Raw genomic sequence first — 17,858 nt, forward strand, 5'->3', positions numbered from 1 at the left:
TCGTTAGAATAATCGTTTTATTTTCAGCTGATTATATTACTGGAGAACCTGCCTCATGGCTCGGGTTGAACGTCGTCACGATCAGTTTGCTGTCCGACTGTCATTAATTACCAGCTGCCTGCTAGCTGGCGAAACGCTGGATTTTCGAACGCTGGCAACTGAATTTGGTTTGTCGGTTCGAACCCTGCGCCAGGGTATTCGGGAACGGCTGATGTATCTGGACCAGGAATATCGCATAGGCCGGTGCCGCTTGTTATCCGGTAGCCGCCAGCGGGAGGTGGCAGTAATGAAATTTGCCCGCCAGTCAGGGGTTGAAGCACTGTTTCCTGATAGGGATAACCATCTGGTCAGTTCACTGTTGAGCGGAACAGGGGAGTCTCCTTGCATTATCTTGCAGGGAGCGATCCGGGTTTCATCCCTAGACTCAGACGCATTCACACGGTTGGTGAGCGCGGTATAGAAACATCTGAAGGTGACGCTGCTCGGTAACGGTTGCCGCTGTAAAGGCCTTGCTCCCTATCGCCTGGTTTTGCGTGAAGGTAAGTGGTATCTGACGGGTGAGCATCAGGCGCTGATTGCTGTCTTTCCCCTGGCTGATATTCATGCAGTCACGCTCCACAACGGTAAGCGATGAAGACAGACACAGCGATAACATTTTTTTCTCATGCCTAGAGGTTCCTGTAAAGTGATTATTTCTAATCAATTAGCATACGTTTGTTAGGGTGTAGAATGTGTCTACCAAAAGAAATAAAAATTTTATAGAAAGGATCATACCTGCGCAGCGGCCATCTCCTGATGGCCGCCCAACCGCCAGTAATCCTTTGATTTCAAATAACTACAGCCATAGATGATCACCCCAGGGACGGTGGCATAAGGTGTCAGCACCTCCATGATACCGATCGAGAGCACCAACAGCATCGAGAGCTGTTCCAGCGGCACGCCCGGCAGCCCTTTACCCACCGCAAGGATCACCAGTAGCAGGATGACAGTATGTGCCGACAGACTGGCGAATAAGTAGTTGGCGAAGTAAAAAACCAGCACCAGCGCTATCACCGCCATATTGGGTGAAAAGCCGTCCAAATGCGTGCTCATCGTCCGGGCGAACCAGTCGATAAAGCTGGAACGCGTCAGACCATTGGCCATCACCACCAAGGTTGCCAGGTTAATCAGTGTGTTCCAAGCGCTGTAATATTTGGTGATATCCTTCCACGACACACCCTGCAACGCCAGCATCAGTGATACCACCAATAGGCAAACCGCAGTGGCATTCAACATATTGCTGACGAACACCCACAGGCTCAGTAATACTAGGCCGATCAGGATGTATTCCTTGCGGGTCAGTTTGCCCATTTCATTCAGTGCGTTGTTAGCCAAGGAGGCCACTTTACTGCTGTGGGTCAACCCCGGCTTATAAAGGTAATAGGAAATAAGCGGCTCAATAATCAATAACATCAGACCGACCTAAGGAATGCCAGGAACCACTGTATCCAACTGATGTTCACCCCAGCGATTTTGCCGACAAACTCCACGCCCAGCACGTTGGGTGCGGCACCGGTGACAAACATTGAGGAACTGATGCTAGTACCCACCACCATCATCCACATAATGTAGCCGCCGATACGATATGATGAGGGATCATTGGGGAATGAATCAAACAACGGCGGCAAATTTTTCACTACCGGGAACACCGTGCCTCCGCCATACGGTGGTGCTAGAGAAGCCCGCCAGCTCCCATTTAAGCGCTTCTTTGTCGGCTTTAAAACCCGGTTCAGCCAGATCCTACGCGCTGAACAACACCCAATTGGCACTCAATACACTGGTGGTTACTGCGATAAAGCTGATAGCGGTGGCTGGGATCGGCTCCAGAATCATGCCGACGATCATTGCCAAAAAGATGGCGAAGTAGCGCCAGGCTTGTGGCAGCCTGCTATCAGGCACCGGTATCAATAACAGGATCGCAAGCACTGCCAACGGTGCTATCGCTTTCCAGATTTTTTCCTGAGTTTGAGACATGTGGATTCTCCTGACAGTTATTATTTTTAATTACCCGGTAATTGCGCCAGCAGCCAAGTGACTATCAACAGGTCAGCGCTGCCGCCAGGACTAAGGTTGCGCGCGATGCATTCGCCGTCGAAGCGATACAGACGCTGCAGCCAGTGCAGGCCATTTATACCGCTAAGTGAAGCAACATTAGTGTCATCATTGTCAGCCATCAGCCACAGCAGACTGTCTATTAGCGCCGCTTGTTGGTCATATCCCGCCATAAGGCGCAGCCGATACAGCGGCAAAGCACCACAAACTACCAGCCGAAAGCCAGACTCCGCCGCGTGGCGTGCACCGCTCAGCTTGTTTGCGGCAAACAACCGCTGAGCAACAGTCTGCCAGCTTTTGGTGGGCCGTAGCTCCCATTCCACCAACCCTTGACACATCGCCGCTGTCTCCGCACACAACGCCTCGGCGTTCAGCGCGCGCTGCTGCCGTTGCAAGCAACCAAAAGCGGCACACATTAGGCCAAGAGAAAATATGCGGCCTTTATGGGTATTGATACCGCCGGTGGCGCAGAATATGTGGTTTTCACAGGCCATGCCCAGCGGCCGTAGCCGCGCCAACTGCTGCGTGGCGGGCAATGCGGCATCTTAACCCCCGCTTGATAAAAGCGCGGTAGCCACACGCTGATGGTGCGGGCGCTGCGGTAAAAATGGCCTGGCTCCATGTCGTGATGCGCGCCAGTGTTATGACGGTCCACCAACCCTGGTTTAGGTGTGAGGTTGACTTCCACCAACAGAGCACGGTAGGCGGTGCGGGCAAAATTGCAGGCTTCCTGCTAAATGTGCACAGGCGAATCACCCGTTTGAGATCGCAGGATTGATTATCCTTTCCATTTCATTTAGCAACTGTGGGCTAGCAAGTCGTCGCTGACGGGCGCAGACCTTTGCAGGCTGGCGGCACAGCAAGCAGCGGCGCTCTGGCAGACCGATATTACGCCGTGACAGAATGCGCCCCTCCGGGGTGAGCACATCGATATCCCACAGTCGGCCAATCGGCTGGCGTATTTCCAACTGTATGGCACAATCTTTCACTCGCCACGCGTCCGCCTGTAGTGCTAGATAGCCTTCACAACCCGGTAGGCAACGCCAAGATTGCGGCTTGCAGGTAGTGCTAACCCTGTTCAGATAGCAGTTGACGCAGCGCCTGCCAAACAAGGTTAAAGATGCGGTGCGTTAACGCGTTATCCTTCACCGACCCAGGCTCGTCAGCAACGTCGGCAGGCTGACCGGGCGATTAACGGCCAATTGGGGATCGACGGCTAGCATGGTTTACTCCGCCACTTGGATGAACTACATCGCTCACCGAACCATCACGGTAGCGCACTACTGCTACCACTTTGTTGGTGAAGGCGATCGGTGCTGGTTCACCGGTCAGTTGTAGCGCACATTGACGTAGCCAGCCGATGCTCACCACCGACAGCCAAGCTTGCTGTAACCGCTGTGCCAGCTCGCCGCGCCGGGCTAACGGCGATGCCGTGTTCAGTGACCAGGATGTCGATGCTATCCACCCGATCCTGCGCCAGGCTGGCCGGATGATGCGGGTACGGCAAGATCTGTTCGGTCACCACCTTTTCCGCCGCTTCGGCATCCACCCGCGCATAACCGATCGAACCGCAAGCTTCGCCGCTGTAACCATTGGCGTTGCTAAACTCATCGCAAGCCGACATCGCGAGGAAAGCAACGTCGATCTTCAACTCACCGGACTTGATCAAATTGACCCGGCCACCGTAGGAATTAAGTTGTACTGGTTCCTCCAGCAAGCCAGGCGAGATGGCATCTGCTAGCGACCCGCGCAGGCCGGAGATGTAGATGCAGCTCACCACATCGTGGTGGATATGTCCAACCAGCGGCGCATGACAATCGGACAGCGAGCTAGAGGCTAGTGTCTCCATCACCTGATTCAGCGCCAGATCCCCACTACGAATCACATGGTGAAAGGAGATGGTCATGCCGTCCTGCAACCCGCCACAGCGCACCGCCTGCTGCAACGAGTCGCAGCGTTTGATGTCACACGGTTTACGCGCCTGCAAATTGGCCTTGGAAGCATCCTGATAGCAGCCCACGTTCACAGCGTTATTAAAGCTCATCAGTCGTTGTTGACGATCCATCATGCCTCCTCTTGCTGCATGGGCTGTTCCCGAATACCGGACAGTGCCGCGTGCTCCAGCATTAACCGCGCACGTTCAATCACCGGGCTATCAACCATCTTACCGTTGAGTAACGCCACGCCCCTCCTGTTCTGCTACCTCGGCGGCTTCCACCACTTGCCAGGCATGGGCGACTTCTATGGCGCTCGGCGCATACACCTTGTGCAACAATTCGATCTGCCGTGGGTTGATCAGCGATTTACCGTCGAAATCAAGCTGCTTGATCAGTGCTGCTTATTGCAAGAACCCGGCCTCGTGGTTGGCATCGGAATAAACGGTATCGAACGCCTGGATGCCAGCGGCGCACGCCGCTGGCATCAGCGGGAAGCGGGCGAAAAGCAGTTCGATGTCCTCTGGCGACCGCTTGGTGCACAGGTTGCGCACGTAGTCTTCTGCCCCCAATGAGATACCCATCAGGTACGGCGAAATCTGGGCGATCACCACCGCGTTGGTAATGCCCTGTGCCGATTCGATCACTGCTAGCAGACCAGTGCTGCCGACTGGGCGGCCACAGTCGGCCTCAATGGCGGCGATTTCTCGTGACATATCAGTAACATCCTACGCGCAGTCGGTCTTAGGCAACCGCACGATATCCGTTCCCACCGCGCCCTACCGCCTACAGGTCAGCCAAGCCATAAGCAGAATCTAGCGCGTTGCCCAAAACAATAGTCTCTACCTCTTGATACAGTGGGCGCTGCAACGCGTGATACACCCGCCAGCGGGCGGCGTCCTTCTCGCGCAGGATCACCGAGTCCTCCAAATTGAACATCAGCGCATCAGCCTGGTAGATAAAGGCATTGCTCTCCTCTCAAGATAGTGGGCTGCTGTCGCTGGCGCGAATCAGCACCGTCTCCAGACGTGCGCGCAGCACGCAGTCCAGCCCCCTTTATCGTCGACTATCACCTGCACTGGTTACACCCCATAACATTGCAGTACTTCCAGCACTCTGTGTAGAATGGCTATGCCAAACTGTTTCTACACGCTGCTGGCGATCAGCAGGTCAGGCTCCGGCCCTTCGCCGGGGCGTTATTTACCAGTTTTAGTACGCTTTTTTATCAATTAATTGTTTTATCTCTATGAGGCTTTTCACTAGATTAGATGGCCAAAAGAGGCATTGGCTAAACATGATTGTATAGCACAGTGGCAATACTGTGCGCAAAAGGTGCAGCGCCTGCCCAATAGTGTTTCTGAACTGGGCAGGCGTAGCGGGACGTGCCATCATTAAGCGGCCTTCTTGTTGCGCAGCAGCATGTAGGAAAGGCCGAGTACCATAAACCACAGCGGCGTGGCGATCAGAGCTTGGCGGGTATCTTCACGAAGCGCTAGCAGCACCAGAATAAAGGCAAAGAACGCGATACAAATCCAGCACATTAGCCTGCCTGCCGGCATCTTATAGATTGATTTATGGTGTAACGCGGGGTGCTGTTTGCGATAAACCAGGTAAGAACATAGGATGATACTCCAGACGAACATGAACAAGATCGCCGAAACCGTGGTGACTAAGGTAAACACCACCATCACGTTTGGGATCAGTAAAATCAGCACTGAGCCACACAACAAGCAAAGGCATGAGAAGATCAGACCATTGGCTGGTACCGCGCGTTTAGACAGGTTGGCGAACGATTTTAGCGCATCGCCTTCCTGTGCCAAGCCGAACAGTATGCGACTGGTAGAAAACACCCCACTGTTGGCAGAAGAAGCGGCTGAGGTCAGCACCACGAAGTTGATAATGCTGGCCGCTGCCGGTAGGCCGATCAGGACGAATAACTCAACGAATGGGCTTTTATCTGCAACAACCGAGTTCCAAGGCGTGACCGACATGATCACCATCAGCGCGAATACATAGAACATAATGATGCGCAGTGGAATGGCGTTGATGGCGCGCGGCAGCACTTTTTCTGGCACTTTGGTTTCCGCTGCGGTAGTACCCACCAATTCAATACCGACGAAGGCGAATACCGCAATCTGGAAGCCAGCGAAGAAGCCGCTGATGCCTTTCGGAAACAATCCACCGTTATTCCACAGGTGTGAAAGCGAGGCAACAGTACCAGACGGAGACTGGAACTGCATGACGATCATCACGAGCCCAATGATGATCAGGCTGATGGTGGCGACGATTTTTATCATTGCGAACCAGAACTCCGTTTCGCCGAACACCTTCACCGTCACCAGGTTCAGGACAAGCAGCAGCAGTACGCACAGCAGTGAGCAGATCCACTGCGACAATTCGGGGAACCAGAACTGAGCGTAGGCAGTGATCGCTACCACGTCGGCGATGCCGGTAACCACCCAACAGAACCAGTAAGTCCAGCCGGTAAAAAAACCGGCCCATGGGCCGATCAGATCTGCGGCAAAATCACTGAACGACTTATACTCAAGATTGGACAGCAACAGTTCGCCCATGGCACGCATCACGAAGAACAACATAAAGCCAATTATCATGTACACGATGATGATGGAAGGGCCAGCTAGGCTGATGGTTTTGCCGGAACCCATAAACAGACCTGTACCGATCGCGCCGCCAATCGAGATCAGTTGAATATGCCGATTGGTTAAGTTTCGTCGTAGATGTTTTTTTGACGCGGGCGTAACGTCGGTGGTTATTTTAGAGTGATCTACCATTTAATCATGTCCTGTTTTACCTGTCATTAGTGGGATATGTAAGTTCTGAGGTGGCTGTTTTTTTACGTTTATTAGATTGGCTTGGTTTAGTAAGCCAGTGTGACAACCTCTCCCTTGTGCAACAGATTTACAACAATTATATGCGAGATTAAAGTTGATTATTCCTTAACGCTGTCATTACGGGGGTAGAAATGGGACGTTCAAGGAGTGGAAGATTACTCTGAAAAATAAAAATGGTAATTTAACAGAAATTATGTGGATTATTTTATCGAAAAAACATGGTATTGCCAATTCTACATGAATAATATAATCCGTGTAAGCATTTGACAGTAACGCAGCAGAAGAAAATAATGAAGCCATTGGGTCGTGAGCTCAGTTGGTAGAGCAGTTGACTCCTAATTAATTGTTCACAGGTTCGAACCCTGTACTACCCACCAACAAACCATGCAATGGCATGGGTGATTCATAGACATTATTTCAATTTTTTCAGCTCAAGTGGCGTTGTTGAATAAATTGAACTTTTGGCCGGCACGCGGATCAGATCACTCTCCTCCTGTCAAAATAGCGACATTCCGTGGCCCAGCAAAAGTTCAACATCACCAACTGGAAGGCTTACAACAACGCCCTTATCACTCGGGGTTTACTCACTTTCTCGGTGGATGAAACGGCACTTCACGCCTGGTACTGCGAGGCAAAACCTTCTCTGCGTGGTCGCCCACCACATTATTCCGATATGGCAATCACCAGCGTATTGATGCTGAAACGGATTTTCGGCCTGACACTTCGCGCCCTACAGGGCTTTGTCGACTCCATTGTCACACTGATCAAAGTGCCGTTGAACTGCCCGGACGACACCTGCATCAGTAAGCGGGCAAAGTCCGGCCATGTCCCGTTTAAAACCGCAACGCCGGGTGAAATTGCGCACTTCGTTATCGACTCTAGCGGGCTCAACGTGTTGGGTTAAGGGGAGTGGAAGGTAAAAAAACACGGTCAGGAAAAACGGCGTATCTGGCGAAAACTGCATTTTTCTGTAGATACAGAAACACATGAGGTCATCTGTGCTGACCTTTCCTTGAGCAATGTCACCGATACCGAAGCCTTACCAGGTCTCATCCGTCAGAGGTACCGTAAAATCAAAGTCGCCTCGGCGGATCGGGCTTAGGATACGCGAGTGTGTGATGATGAGTTAAGGGGCAAGAAGCTCAGGGCGTTAATACCGCCCAAAAGCGGAGCCCGTTATTGGTCGGCAGACTATGCAGAGCGAAATCAAGCGGTGGTAAACCAGCGCGTTACCGGAGACAACACACGGTGGAAAAGTATCATAGGCTACCACCGACGTTCGATAGCGGCAACAGCGAGGTACAGAGTAAAACAGCTATTTGGTGGTCACCTGTCGCGGTGAGATTATGATGGGCAAGTTGCAGAGGCGCTGGCCATGATCTGTGCATTAAACAAGATGCCGCTCGCCGGTATGCCAGAAAGTGTACGCCTTGCCTGAAAGATGCAAATTCACGGGACTCTTTATTCCAAATCTGATTTATTCAACAAAGCCATTAAGATCTTAAAATTTTAGTGTGCAATGATATTGAGCAAATGACCTTGGGCGGTGGTTGTCGGTACCAAGATGGTACTTTTTTAACAGAAAGATCAGCGGTTAGGCTAAGAGCAATTTGGCCGCCGTGGTGGTTTTTTCGTCAAATTAACTTGGCCTTCGCACGGCCTGAAAGGAGATGACTATGGGTCTGTTAAATAGCGTATTGGGTAACATTCTGTAGGGTGTCAGCAGCAAGGGCATCGATTATGCCGCCATTATGCAATGGGTTGAACAACAGGGTGGGGTGGCCTACAGGCGATTTTGGACAAATTCCGTCACGGGCAATTCGGTGATGTAGTGGGGTCATGGCTCAGCAGCGGCAAAAGCCAGCAGATTTCCAGCGACCATGTGCAGTAAGTGCTGGGCAGCGACGCTATCAATCAATTGGCCGAAAAACTGGGGGTCGATCCGGCTCAGGCATGCAGCACCATCGCAATCGCAAAGTTTCTACCTACGGTGGCTAGCGCCGCATCACCCAACGGTGAAGTGCAGCAGGATAGCAACATACTGGGGGATATGGTCAGCAAGTTATTCAAGTAAAAGTTAAGTTGTGTTCCACCCTTACATCTTGGTTACCGGCTTTTGAGGTCACAATACTACCGCGTTTAGTTACGGAACCCTAGGCTGTGTCCCGTAATTGATAGCCAGCGGCTCATGTGCCATTGCGCGACACAAGCCTAGTGCCCTTTCCCCGTTGCGCTGGAAGAGGGGTGTGATGAAAAGGCAACCGCCAGGGCACAAATCTTGCGCGTTTCGTGTCCCTTTGCAGCGTGCTATGATAAAAAGAGTTGCTATTAAAGCCCGGTCATGAGTTAATAAACCTGGCGTGTGGTACAGACCTATTTATGCACGACATTTTGAGTAAAGTAGTTCAGATTTAAAGCGTTATCCTCTAGATAGCTCTTATTTGACGAATTTCCTTTATAGTGCCTCCATAAGTAACTAATACCGACTATAACATGCCCATGGTAGCTACATTTATTATCGAAGGAAATTAGCATGTCTAACATGATCAAGGGTCAAGTGAAGTGGTTCAACGAGTCTAAAGGTTTTGGTTTTATCACTCCAGCAGATGGCAGCAAAGATGTATTCGTACACTTCTCTGCAATTCAGGATCAAGGCTTCAAGACCCTAGCAGAAGGCCAAAACGTACATTTCTCTATTGAGAACGGTGCGAAAGGCCCATCAGCGGCTAACGTTACCGCTATCTAATCAGCACTACTGATTAAAAAACCATCTAGGCATTGATGGACCATCCAACCTAATCAATGCCAACAAACTAGAATGCTACCTCAGCTTGTGGGTGGTCAAGTACAGCATTTTTTGTTTACTTTAAAATTAGTGGGGAGTGTCGTTAGACATTCTCCGCCCGCTTCAGATAATGAGATAACCTGCCCCAGTTTTAGGCTCTTAGCCCGATACCCAAGAGATTTCCGTTACCTGTTCAATGACTGCCCTGTTTGTTAAAAACATCGCATTAGAAATTGATCTGGCTAATGGCGTTAATGGCGTTGTTGAATAAATCGGATTTGGAATAAAGAGTCCCGTGAATGGGCAGCTTTCAGGCAAGGCGTACACTTTCTGGCATACCGGCGAGCGTCATCTTGTTTAGTGAACAGATCATGGCCAGCGCCTCTGCAACGTGCCCATCATAATCTCGCAGCGACAGGTGACCACCAAATAGCTGTTTTACTCTGTACCTTGCTGTTGCCGCTATCGAACGTCGGTAGTAGCCTGTGATACTTTTCCACCGTGTGTTGTCTCCGGTAACGCGCTGGTTCGCCACCGCTTGATTTTGCTCTGCATAGTCTGCCGACCAATAACGGGCTCCGCTGCTGGGCGGTATTAACGCCTTGAGCTTCTTGCCCCTTAACTCATCATCACACACTCGCGTATCCTAAGCCCGATCCGCCGAGGCGACTTTGATTTTACGGTACCTCTGACGGATGAGACCTGGGAAGGCTTCTATATCGGTGACATTGCTCAAGGAAAGGTCAGCACAGATGACCTCATGTGTTTCTGTATCTACAGAAAAATGCAGTTTTCGCCAGATACGCCGTTTTTCCTGACCGTGTTTTTTTACCTTCCACTCCCCTTAACCCAACACGTTGAGCCCGCTAGAGTCGATAACGAAGTGCGCAATTTCACCCGGCGTTGCGGTTTTAAACGGGACATGGCCGGACTTCGCCCGCTTACTGATGCAGGTGTCGTCCGGGCAGTTCAACGGCACTTTGATCAGTGTGACAATTGAGTCGACAAAGCCCTGGAGGGCGCGAAGTGTCAGGCCGAAAATCCGTTTCAGCATCAATACGCTGGTCATTGCCCGCTGGTCATTGCCATATCGGAATAATTTGGTGGGCGACCACGCAGAGAAGGTTTTGCCTCGCAGTACCAGGCGTAAAGTGCCGTTTCATCCACCGAGAAAGTGAGTGAACCCCGAGCGATAAGGGCGTTATTGTAAGCCTTCCAGTTGGTGATGTTGAACTTTTGCTGGGCCACGGAATATCGCTATTTTGACAGAAGGAGAGTGATCGGATCCTCGTCCCGGCCAAAAGTTCGATTTATTCAACAACGCCGTACGAAGTACACATTACCGATGCGTTTTCCCGGCTGGGTGAGCTGCGCCTGCAACTTACCCTCGTTGGTGGGCACCAACAGGCTTTCACTGTCGCGATCCAGACACCCGGCGGCGTAAACGTCGGTAAAGGGAATAAATGCTTTCAAGGTGTTGCTACCGGCTGCATCGGTGAACTGTGGCAGCACATCAAATGGCTTGTTGAATAACACCACTCGGCACAGATCTTGCGCTGCCACATGCTTGCTTAATCGTTTAACTTTTTGATTTTTAATAAATATTTTATTCATAGCAGTTGATATTATGGCTGATAAGCGCATTATAACCGAATCCATTTCGGATTGGATCGGGCGGAATATTGGATGTAGTATCTGCACATATCTTACAAATTATTAACAAAAATTACGCGTATAAGGAGAGTTTGATGGAAAGCAAAGTAGTTGTTCCGGCAGAAGGTAAAAAGATTACGGTCGATGCCCAGGGTAAACTGATCGTTCCAAATAACCCTATCGTTCCGTTTATCGAAGGCGATGGCATTGGCGTTGATGTTACCCCTGCTATGATTCATGTGGTTGATGTAGCTGTAGAAAAAGCCTACCACGGCACCCGCAAAATCGCATGGATGGAAATCTACACTGGCGAAAAATCCACTCACGTTTACGGGAATGATGTGTGGCTACCAGATGAAACCCTGGATCTGATCCGTGACTACCGTGTTGCCATCAAAGGCCCGTTGACTACCCCGGTTAGTGGTGGTATCCGCTCCCTTAACGTGGCTCTACGCCAGCAGTTGGATCTATACGTGTGCCTGCGTCCAGTACGCTATTATCAGGGCACCCCAAGTCCGGTTAAACAGCCAGAACTGACTGATATGGTGATCTTCCGTGAAAACGCTGAAGATATCTATGCTGGCATTGAGTGGAAAGCCGGTTCTGTGCAAGCAGATAAAGTGATCAAATTTCTGCGTGACGAAATGGGCGTGGAGAAGATCCGCTTCCCAGAGCAGTGTGGGATCGGCGTCAAACCCGTCTCCGAAGAGGGAACCAAGCGTCTGGTGCGTGCGGCGATCGAATACGCCATCACCAATGACCGTGATTCCATGACCCTGGTTCACAAAGGCAACATCATGAAATTCACCGAAGGTGCTTTCAAGGATTGGGGCTATGAATTGGCGCGTGAAGAGTTTGGTGGTGAGTTGATTGACGGTGGGCCATGGCTGAAAATCAAGAACCCAAATACCGGTAAAGAGATCGTGGTTAAAGATGTGATCGCCGATGCCTTCTTACAGCAAATATTGCTACGCCCAGCGGAATACGATGTGATCGCCTGTATGAACTTGAACGGTGACTACATTTCTGACGCCCTAGCAGCCCAGGTTGGCGGTATCGGTATTGCACCTGGTGCCAACATCGGCTCTGACTGCGCGCTGTTCGAGGCGACCCATGGCACTGCGCCTAAATACGTCGGCCAGGACAAAGTAAATCCAGGTTCCATTATCCTCTCTGCCGAAATGATGCTGCGTCATATGGGTTGGACAGAAGCCGCTAACTTAATTGTTAAAGGTATGGAAGGGGCGATTGCCGCTAAAACCGTGACCTACGATTTTGAACGTTTGATGGATGGCGCTAAGTTACTGAAATGCTCAGAATTTAGCAATGCTATCATTAAGCATATGTTACTAGCAGCCTGAAATATAAAACCAACATAGTTGTTATTGTTATGTTATTTTTTGTTCGCTAAGGGGCGTTGTTGAATAAATCGAACTTTTGGCCGGGACGAGGATCAGATCACTCTCCTTCTGTCAAAATAGCGACATTCCGTGGCCCAGCAAAAGTTCAACATCACCACCTGGAAGGCTTACAACAACGCCCTTATCGCTCGGGGTTCACTCACTTTCTCGGTGGATGAAACGGCACTTTACGCCTGGTACTGCGAGGAAAAACCTTCTCTGCGTGGTCGCCCACCACATTATTCCGATATGGCAATCACCAGCGTATTGATGCTGAAACGGATTTTCGGCCTGACACTTCGCGCCCTCCAGGGCTTCGGCGACTCCATTGTCACACTGATCAAAGTGCCGTTGAACTGCCCGGACGACACCTGCATCAGTAAGCGGGCGAAGTCCGGCCATGTCCCGTTTAAAACCCCAACGCCGGGTGAAATTGCGCACCTCGTTATCGACTCTAGCGGGCTCAACGCTCAACGTGTTGGGTTAAGGGGAGTGGAAGGTAAAAAAATACGGTCAGGAAAAACGGCGGATCTGGCGAACACTGCATTTGGCCGTAGATACAGAAACACATGAGGTCATCTGTGCTGACCTTTCCTTGAGCAATGTCACCGATACCGAAGCCTTCCCAGGTCTCATCCGCCAGAGGTACCGTAAAATCAAAGTCGCCTCGGCGGATCGGGCTTAGGATACGCGAGTGTGTGATGATGAGTTAAGGGGCAAGAAGCTCAGGGCGTTAATACCGCCCAAAAGCGGAGCCCGTTATTGGTCGGCAGACTATGCAGAGCGCAATCAAGCGGTGGCGAACCAGCGCGTTACCGGAGACAACACACGGTGGAAAAGTATCACAGGCTACCACCGACGTTCGATAGCGGCAACAGCGAGGTATAGAGTAAAACAGCTATTTGGTGGTCACCTGTCTCTGCCAGGGGACTCTGTATTCCAAATCCGATTTATTCAACAAAGCCCCGTGCAACACATCATCACCGGTGCTGAGCATCTCCACCCTTAACATCGATTTCTCCCCTATTTTTTTATCATTCCATGAAGGCCGTCAATAATTTTTCACCCAATACCCTACCAGTCTATACCAAGGCGTCACCTGCCTTTAGGGATAAAAACTCAAAAATTCTTAATTAATCAAATAAATGTAAAGCGGTGAAAACAAGAATAAAACTTACCAAGGCAATACTAAAAATCACTCAGACCCATTTACCGTAGGCGTTCAATAGGTCTACAACTATTATTAATGTCTTAACTAAGATCAAAGACGACAGTTCTTTGGCAACATGATGATGTTGAACGTTTAAACCGCCCGAGCCTTAACCAAAATACGATAAGAAGCACATGATGAGCAAGAAAGGACTGACCACCACAGCTGGCGCACCGGTTGTTGACAACAATAACGTGATCACCGCAGGAAAACGCGGACCGATGCTGCTGCAAGACGTTTGGTACTTAGAAAAACTGGCCTACTTTGACCGCGAGTTCATACCTGAGCGCCGCATGCACGCTAAAGGTTCTGGTGCCTACGGCACCTTCACCGTCACCCACGATATTACCAAATATACCCGAGAAAAAATCTTCTCCGACATTGGCAAAAAACCGACATGTTTGTCCGCTTCTCTACAGTGGCTGGCGAGCGCGGCGCTGCCGATGCCGAGCGTGATATTCGCCGCTTCTCCATGAAGTTCTATACCGAAGAGGGAAACTGGGATCTGGTGGGCAATGATACGCCAGTGTTCTACCTGCGGGATCCGCTGAAATTCCCCGACCTTAACCACGTAGTGAAACGTGATCCGTACACCAACCTACGCAACCTGGTGTACAAATGGGATTTCTTCTCCCTCCAGCCAGAATCGTTGCACCAACTGACCATCGATTTCAGCGATCGCGGCCTGCCTAAATCTTACCGTCACATGCAGGGCTTCGGTAGCCAGACTTACAGCTTCATCAATGCCGATAACCAGCGTTTATGGGTGAAGTTTCAGTCCATCTGCCAACAGGGCATTGAAAATATAATGGATGACGAGGCGGAAGCCATCATCGCCAAGGATCGCGAAAGCTCACAGCGCGATCAGTTTGAGGCGATTGAGCGCGGTGATTTCCCTAGCTGGAATCTACAGATCCAGATCATGCCGGAGCACCAAGCCTCGCAAACTACTTATAACCCGTTTGATCTGACCAAGGTGTAGCCACACGGCTACTACCCGCTGATCGATGTTGGCTTCTTTGAGCTGAACCACAACCCGGATAACTATTTTTCCGAGGTTGAACAGGTAGCGATGAACCCAGCTAACATCGTGCCGGGCATAAGCTTCTCACCGGACAAAATGTTACAGGGCCGTCTGTTCTCCTACGGTGATGCGCCCCGCTACCATTTGGGCGTGAACCATTACTAGATCCCGGTCAACGCGGCCAAATGCCCGTTCCACAATTATCACCGCGATGGCGCGATGCGCGTGGACGGTAACAGCGGTAACGCGGTAACGAGGTAACCTACGAGCAGAACACCCTCGGCCTGTTCCAGGATCAGCCGGACTTCAGCGAACCGCCGTTGAGTATCGAAGGTGCGGCTAAACACTGGAATCATCGCGAGGACGACGATTACTACAGCCAACCGCGCGCACTGTTTAATCTGCTGAGTGCCGAAGAGCATCAACGGATGTTCACCCGCATCGCCGCTGAGCTGTCGCAAGTGCCTGAGCCGATCCAGCGACGCCAAGTCGCACTGTTTACCCAGGTGCATCCAGATTACGGTGACGGTGTTGCTAAAGAACTCGACCTGAAGTAAGCCGCCGCTTGAGATCAAAACCGCCTACTCAACCTAGGCGGCTTTTTACGCCGCAGAAATTTGTACCGCCACCGATTACTGCAACTGCTGGCGCGAGATCTTGATTCCGCCCTTTTTCAACTCACTTAGGCAAGTTGAACAAGGCTGCGCGGCGTTGGAAACTAGCCAGCGGTTCATGTGCACCAATTCAGCAGTGCTCCAGTGTCAATAGCTGCTCGCTGTCGATCACCGCCACCGGGCGTTGACCAAACTCCATATCATCCATCTTTACTACAAATACCTGTAAAATTTGTGGGTGTGTTGCCAGTACGCGCTCAATATCTTCCGGTTGTACGCCTTCCCCACCGCTGAAAAATAGGTTGTCCAGCCGACCGAAAACGCGCAGTTCTACCTGCTCCATCACGCAGCGATCCTGGGTATAGAACCAGCCTTGGTCATCGGCCAGCGGCTGCAAACCACGCTGCTGCCAATAGCCCAGCGCCAGGCTCTGCGCACGAACCCATATCTCTTGATTCACCAGTTTAATTTCGCAACCGTCTAACGGCAGACCAACGCCAGGCCGCGTATCAGCGCGCTTTGTAGCGCGGCGAAAAATTCCGGACTGTTTTGCGGTAATTCTGCACTGCTGAACCCAATAAAAAACGTATGATTCGGACAGTGCAGAATTGTTTGCAATTAGCCGTCAGGTAAAGTTCCTGATGATTAACTCTTTTCCCTAATGACGGTTACTGACTATCGAATATTTAAGTTCGACTGCTTCAATGTACAAGCCAGATAACGTTTGTCGCATATCCGGGATGTCATTTACCGATATGATCATGCTACCTTTGATTTTGCGAGCCATTTTGGCTATGGCATCGTATTGTTCCAGACCAAACTCAACGCCATAACCCTGCGTGCCCCAATAGGGGGGATCAAGATAAAACAGGGTATGAGGACGATCATATTTCTCTATGCATTCAAGCCAGCTAAGATGTTCTATCGTTGTACGAGAAAGCCGTAGATGAGCTGCTGAGAGATTTTCCTCCAGCCTTAACGTGGCTTTATTGAATAAATCGGATTTGGAATAAAGAGTCCCCTGAATGGGCATCTTTCAGGCAAGGCGTACACTTTCTAGCATACCGGCGAGCGTCATCTTGTTTAATGCATAGAGTCATGGCCATCGCCTCTGCAACTTGCGCATCATAATCTCGCAGAGACAGGTGACCACCAAATAGCTGTTTTACTCTGTACATGGCGTTGTTGATACCAAAGCCGCCTGGCTAGCGGATTATCTGTTCGAGCAAGGTATGCCAATGAGCAGGCGAGAAACGGTAGGGGACAGCCTCTTTTCTTTGATCGAGACACTGCAAGAACGTAGCCACATTGCCGACGTGTTGATCGTTAACGGCAGTTTAGGGCCAACCAGAGATGATCTCAGCGCATTGGCCGCCGCTAATGCCTGCGGCGTAGGGTTGGTTGAACATGCCGCATGGCTGGCACGTATTGAGGCCTATTTCGCCAAGCGCGGTCGGCCGATGGCTGCCTCCAACCGCAAACAGGCGCAGATACCGGCTCACGCCGAGATGCTGGATAATCCGGTCGGCACTGCGTGCGGTTTCAGTTTGCAGTTGAATCACTACCTGATGTTCTTCACCCCCGGCGTTCCTTCGAAATTAAAAGTGATGATCGAGCAGCAGATTGTGCCGCGCCTGCGCCAGCGCTTTGCCCTGCTGGAACCTCGGCTGTGCCTGCGTTTGACTACCTTCGGCACCTCTGAAAGCGATCTGGCGGAGGAACTCGCTGACATGGTGCTACCCCCATGACGTGGTGTTGGGTTATCGCTCTTCCAGCCCGATTATCGAATTGAAGCTCACTGGCCCGCTAAGCCGAAGCGCTGAAATGATGCTAGCCTGGTAGCAGGTGCGGGAGGTGGCGGGAGACAACTGCATCTTTGAAGGCACGACCGGATTGCCAGCAGTGTTGACACAGCGGTTACATCAGCAGGGGTTGACGTTGGCTCTGAGCGAGCAGTTCAGTGGTGGGTTGCTCAATCTGCAACTACACCGTGCAGGCGCGCCGCTGGTGTTGGCAGTCAGCGCCATGAGCGACGATCAGGTTAGCGTTGTACTGCACACACCGCGCGGCGGCATGGGACAAACCGTACGTTACCGCGCCTCTCACCACAGCATGTAACTGCGACAAGCATCGGTGGCAATGCTGGCGTTGGACATGCTGCGGCGCTGGTTGTACGGTGGCCAAGTGTGTGGTAAAAACGGTGGGTTGGAGATTATTGAGATCGTCGAGTAAAGAATGCTTGATGGCAGTAATGTATCCTTTATTAATCCTAATATTATAGTGGGAACTCATGTT

11 protein-coding genes, 1 tRNA gene and 13 pseudogenes are annotated in these 17,858 nt (G+C 51.1%); 12 read left to right on the forward strand and 13 right to left on the reverse strand.

Annotation, left to right across the window (positions count from 1 at the left end):
• Positions 1 to 55 precede the first annotated feature (55 nt).
• Positions 56 to 619: pseudogene (locus AACL06_RS07095) on the forward strand (transcriptional regulator); the annotation flags it as partial.
• A gap of 182 nt (positions 620 to 801) precedes the next feature.
• Here AACL06_RS07095 and AACL06_RS07100 read toward each other — a convergent pair.
• The 7 genes and pseudogenes from AACL06_RS07100 to cycA all read right to left on the reverse strand — a co-directional run.
• Positions 802 to 2,013 (reverse strand): annotated as a pseudogene (locus tag AACL06_RS07100) (DASS family sodium-coupled anion symporter); the annotation flags it as partial.
• A 26-nt stretch (positions 2,014 to 2,039) separates the two neighbouring features.
• Positions 2,040 to 2,585 (reverse strand): triphosphoribosyl-dephospho-CoA synthase, encoded by a 546-nt coding sequence (locus AACL06_RS07105; RefSeq protein ID WP_339036595.1) that lies wholly within the window; start codon positions 2,583 to 2,585, stop codon positions 2,040 to 2,042.
• Entirely contained in the window at positions 2,507 to 2,779 is a 273-nt protein-coding gene (locus AACL06_RS07110; protein WP_339038340.1) for a triphosphoribosyl-dephospho-CoA synthase, read from the reverse strand. The genes AACL06_RS07105 and AACL06_RS07110 overlap by 79 nt, the downstream gene beginning before the upstream one ends.
• Positions 2,780 to 2,843: 64 nt before the next feature.
• Positions 2,844 to 3,314 (reverse strand): annotated as a pseudogene (gene citX / locus AACL06_RS07115) (citrate lyase holo-[acyl-carrier protein] synthase).
• Positions 3,283 to 4,156: pseudogene (locus AACL06_RS07120) on the reverse strand (citrate lyase subunit alpha). The pseudogenes citX and AACL06_RS07120 overlap by 32 nt, the downstream one beginning before the upstream one ends.
• Positions 4,156 to 4,997 (reverse strand): annotated as a pseudogene (locus AACL06_RS07125) (aldolase/citrate lyase family protein); the annotation flags it as partial. The pseudogenes AACL06_RS07120 and AACL06_RS07125, both read right to left, overlap by 1 nt.
• A gap of 419 nt (positions 4,998 to 5,416) precedes the next feature.
• The gene (gene cycA, locus AACL06_RS07130) at positions 5,417 to 6,817 is read right to left on the reverse strand and encodes a D-serine/D-alanine/glycine transporter (protein WP_339036596.1); all 1,401 of its coding nucleotides are present in this window, start codon (positions 6,815 to 6,817) and stop codon (positions 5,417 to 5,419) included.
• A gap of 361 nt (positions 6,818 to 7,178) precedes the next feature.
• On the opposite strand from cycA, the gene AACL06_RS07135 reads away from it, so the two are divergent.
• The 6 genes and pseudogenes from AACL06_RS07135 (at position 7,179) to cspE (ending at position 9,623) form a co-directional block, all read left to right on the forward strand.
• Positions 7,179 to 7,254, forward strand: a tRNA-Arg gene (locus tag AACL06_RS07135).
• A gap of 64 nt (positions 7,255 to 7,318) precedes the next feature.
• Positions 7,319 to 7,480 carry a hypothetical protein gene (locus AACL06_RS07140; RefSeq protein ID WP_339036597.1) on the forward strand — a complete coding sequence of 54 codons (162 nt, stop codon included), beginning with the start codon at positions 7,319 to 7,321 and terminating at the stop codon, positions 7,478 to 7,480.
• Positions 7,413 to 8,315: pseudogene (locus tag AACL06_RS07145) on the forward strand (IS5 family transposase). The gene AACL06_RS07140 and the pseudogene AACL06_RS07145 overlap by 68 nt, the downstream one beginning before the upstream one ends.
• Before the next feature lie 357 nt (positions 8,316 to 8,672).
• Positions 8,673 to 8,768: a hypothetical protein gene (locus tag AACL06_RS07150; RefSeq protein ID WP_339036598.1), complete on the forward strand. Its 96-nt coding sequence runs from the start codon at positions 8,673 to 8,675 to the stop codon at positions 8,766 to 8,768.
• On the forward strand, positions 8,769 to 8,951 hold the full coding sequence (locus AACL06_RS07155) for a hypothetical protein (RefSeq protein WP_339036599.1): 183 nt from the start codon (positions 8,769 to 8,771) through the stop codon (positions 8,949 to 8,951). It abuts the gene before it with no gap.
• 459 nt (positions 8,952 to 9,410) lie between these two features.
• Positions 9,411 to 9,623, forward strand: coding sequence for a transcription antiterminator/RNA stability regulator CspE (cspE, locus tag AACL06_RS07160; protein WP_339036600.1), 213 nt, complete (start codon positions 9,411 to 9,413; stop codon positions 9,621 to 9,623).
• A 198-nt stretch (positions 9,624 to 9,821) separates the two neighbouring features.
• Here the strand turns inward: cspE and AACL06_RS07165 are convergent, their stop codons facing one another.
• From AACL06_RS07165 to AACL06_RS07175, 3 genes and pseudogenes are all read right to left on the reverse strand, one after another.
• Positions 9,822 to 9,989, reverse strand: coding sequence for a hypothetical protein (locus AACL06_RS07165; RefSeq protein WP_339036601.1), 168 nt, complete (start codon positions 9,987 to 9,989; stop codon positions 9,822 to 9,824).
• A pseudogene (locus tag AACL06_RS07170) lies at positions 9,973 to 10,910 on the reverse strand (IS5 family transposase). Before AACL06_RS07170 ends, AACL06_RS07165 begins: the two are co-directional and overlap by 17 nt.
• Before the next feature lie 75 nt (positions 10,911 to 10,985).
• A pseudogene (locus AACL06_RS07175) lies at positions 10,986 to 11,276 on the reverse strand (23S rRNA pseudouridylate synthase); the annotation flags it as partial.
• Positions 11,277 to 11,410: 134 nt separating this feature from the next.
• On the opposite strand from AACL06_RS07175, the gene icd reads away from it, so the two are divergent.
• The 4 genes and pseudogenes from icd (at position 11,411) to AACL06_RS07195 (ending at position 15,506) form a co-directional block, all read left to right on the forward strand.
• On the forward strand, positions 11,411 to 12,676 hold the full coding sequence (gene icd, locus AACL06_RS07180; RefSeq protein ID WP_339036603.1) for an NADP-dependent isocitrate dehydrogenase: 1,266 nt from the start codon (positions 11,411 to 11,413) through the stop codon (positions 12,674 to 12,676).
• 56 nt (positions 12,677 to 12,732) lie between these two features.
• Positions 12,733 to 12,894, forward strand: a complete 162-nt coding sequence (locus AACL06_RS07185) for a hypothetical protein (RefSeq protein WP_339036604.1) — start codon at positions 12,733 to 12,735, stop codon at positions 12,892 to 12,894.
• Positions 12,827 to 13,637: pseudogene (locus AACL06_RS07190) on the forward strand (IS5 family transposase); the annotation flags it as partial. The gene AACL06_RS07185 and the pseudogene AACL06_RS07190, both read left to right, overlap by 68 nt.
• A gap of 422 nt (positions 13,638 to 14,059) precedes the next feature.
• Positions 14,060 to 15,506: pseudogene (locus tag AACL06_RS07195) on the forward strand (catalase).
• Positions 15,507 to 15,693: 187 nt separating this feature from the next.
• On the opposite strand, the gene AACL06_RS07200 reads toward AACL06_RS07195, so the two are convergent.
• From AACL06_RS07200 to AACL06_RS07210, 3 genes and pseudogenes are all read right to left on the reverse strand, one after another.
• Positions 15,694 to 16,023: a hypothetical protein gene (locus tag AACL06_RS07200; RefSeq protein WP_425336900.1), complete on the reverse strand. Its 330-nt coding sequence runs from the start codon at positions 16,021 to 16,023 to the stop codon at positions 15,694 to 15,696.
• 198 nt (positions 16,024 to 16,221) lie between these two features.
• A pseudogene (locus AACL06_RS07205) lies at positions 16,222 to 16,584 on the reverse strand (DNA adenine methylase); the annotation flags it as partial.
• A 15-nt stretch (positions 16,585 to 16,599) separates the two neighbouring features.
• Positions 16,600 to 16,744: pseudogene (locus AACL06_RS07210) on the reverse strand (IS5/IS1182 family transposase); the annotation flags it as partial.
• Between AACL06_RS07210 and AACL06_RS07215 the strand changes: the two are divergent.
• Positions 16,724 to 17,795: pseudogene (locus AACL06_RS07215) on the forward strand (CinA family nicotinamide mononucleotide deamidase-related protein). The pseudogenes AACL06_RS07210 and AACL06_RS07215 overlap by 21 nt on opposite strands.
• Positions 17,796 to 17,858 lie beyond the last annotated feature (63 nt).

The organism is Serratia symbiotica (Periphyllus acericola) (genome assembly GCF_964019515.1).
In the GTDB taxonomy this organism is placed as follows: Bacteria; Pseudomonadota; Gammaproteobacteria; order Enterobacterales; family Enterobacteriaceae; genus Serratia; species Serratia symbiotica_D.

What these genes read in the sequence shown, in the direction of transcription:
- AACL06_RS07105 (WP_339036595.1), bottom strand. Translation starts at nt 2,585, where the DNA reads ATGGCCTGTGAAAACCACATATTCTGCGCCACCGGCGGTATCAATACC.
- cycA (WP_339036596.1), bottom strand. Translation starts at nt 6,817, where the DNA reads ATGGTAGATCACTCTAAAATAACCACCGACGTTACGCCCGCGTCAAAA.
- cspE (WP_339036600.1), top strand. Translation starts at nt 9,411, where the DNA reads ATGTCTAACATGATCAAGGGTCAAGTGAAGTGGTTCAACGAGTCTAAA.
- icd (WP_339036603.1), top strand. Translation starts at nt 11,411, where the DNA reads ATGGAAAGCAAAGTAGTTGTTCCGGCAGAAGGTAAAAAGATTACGGTC.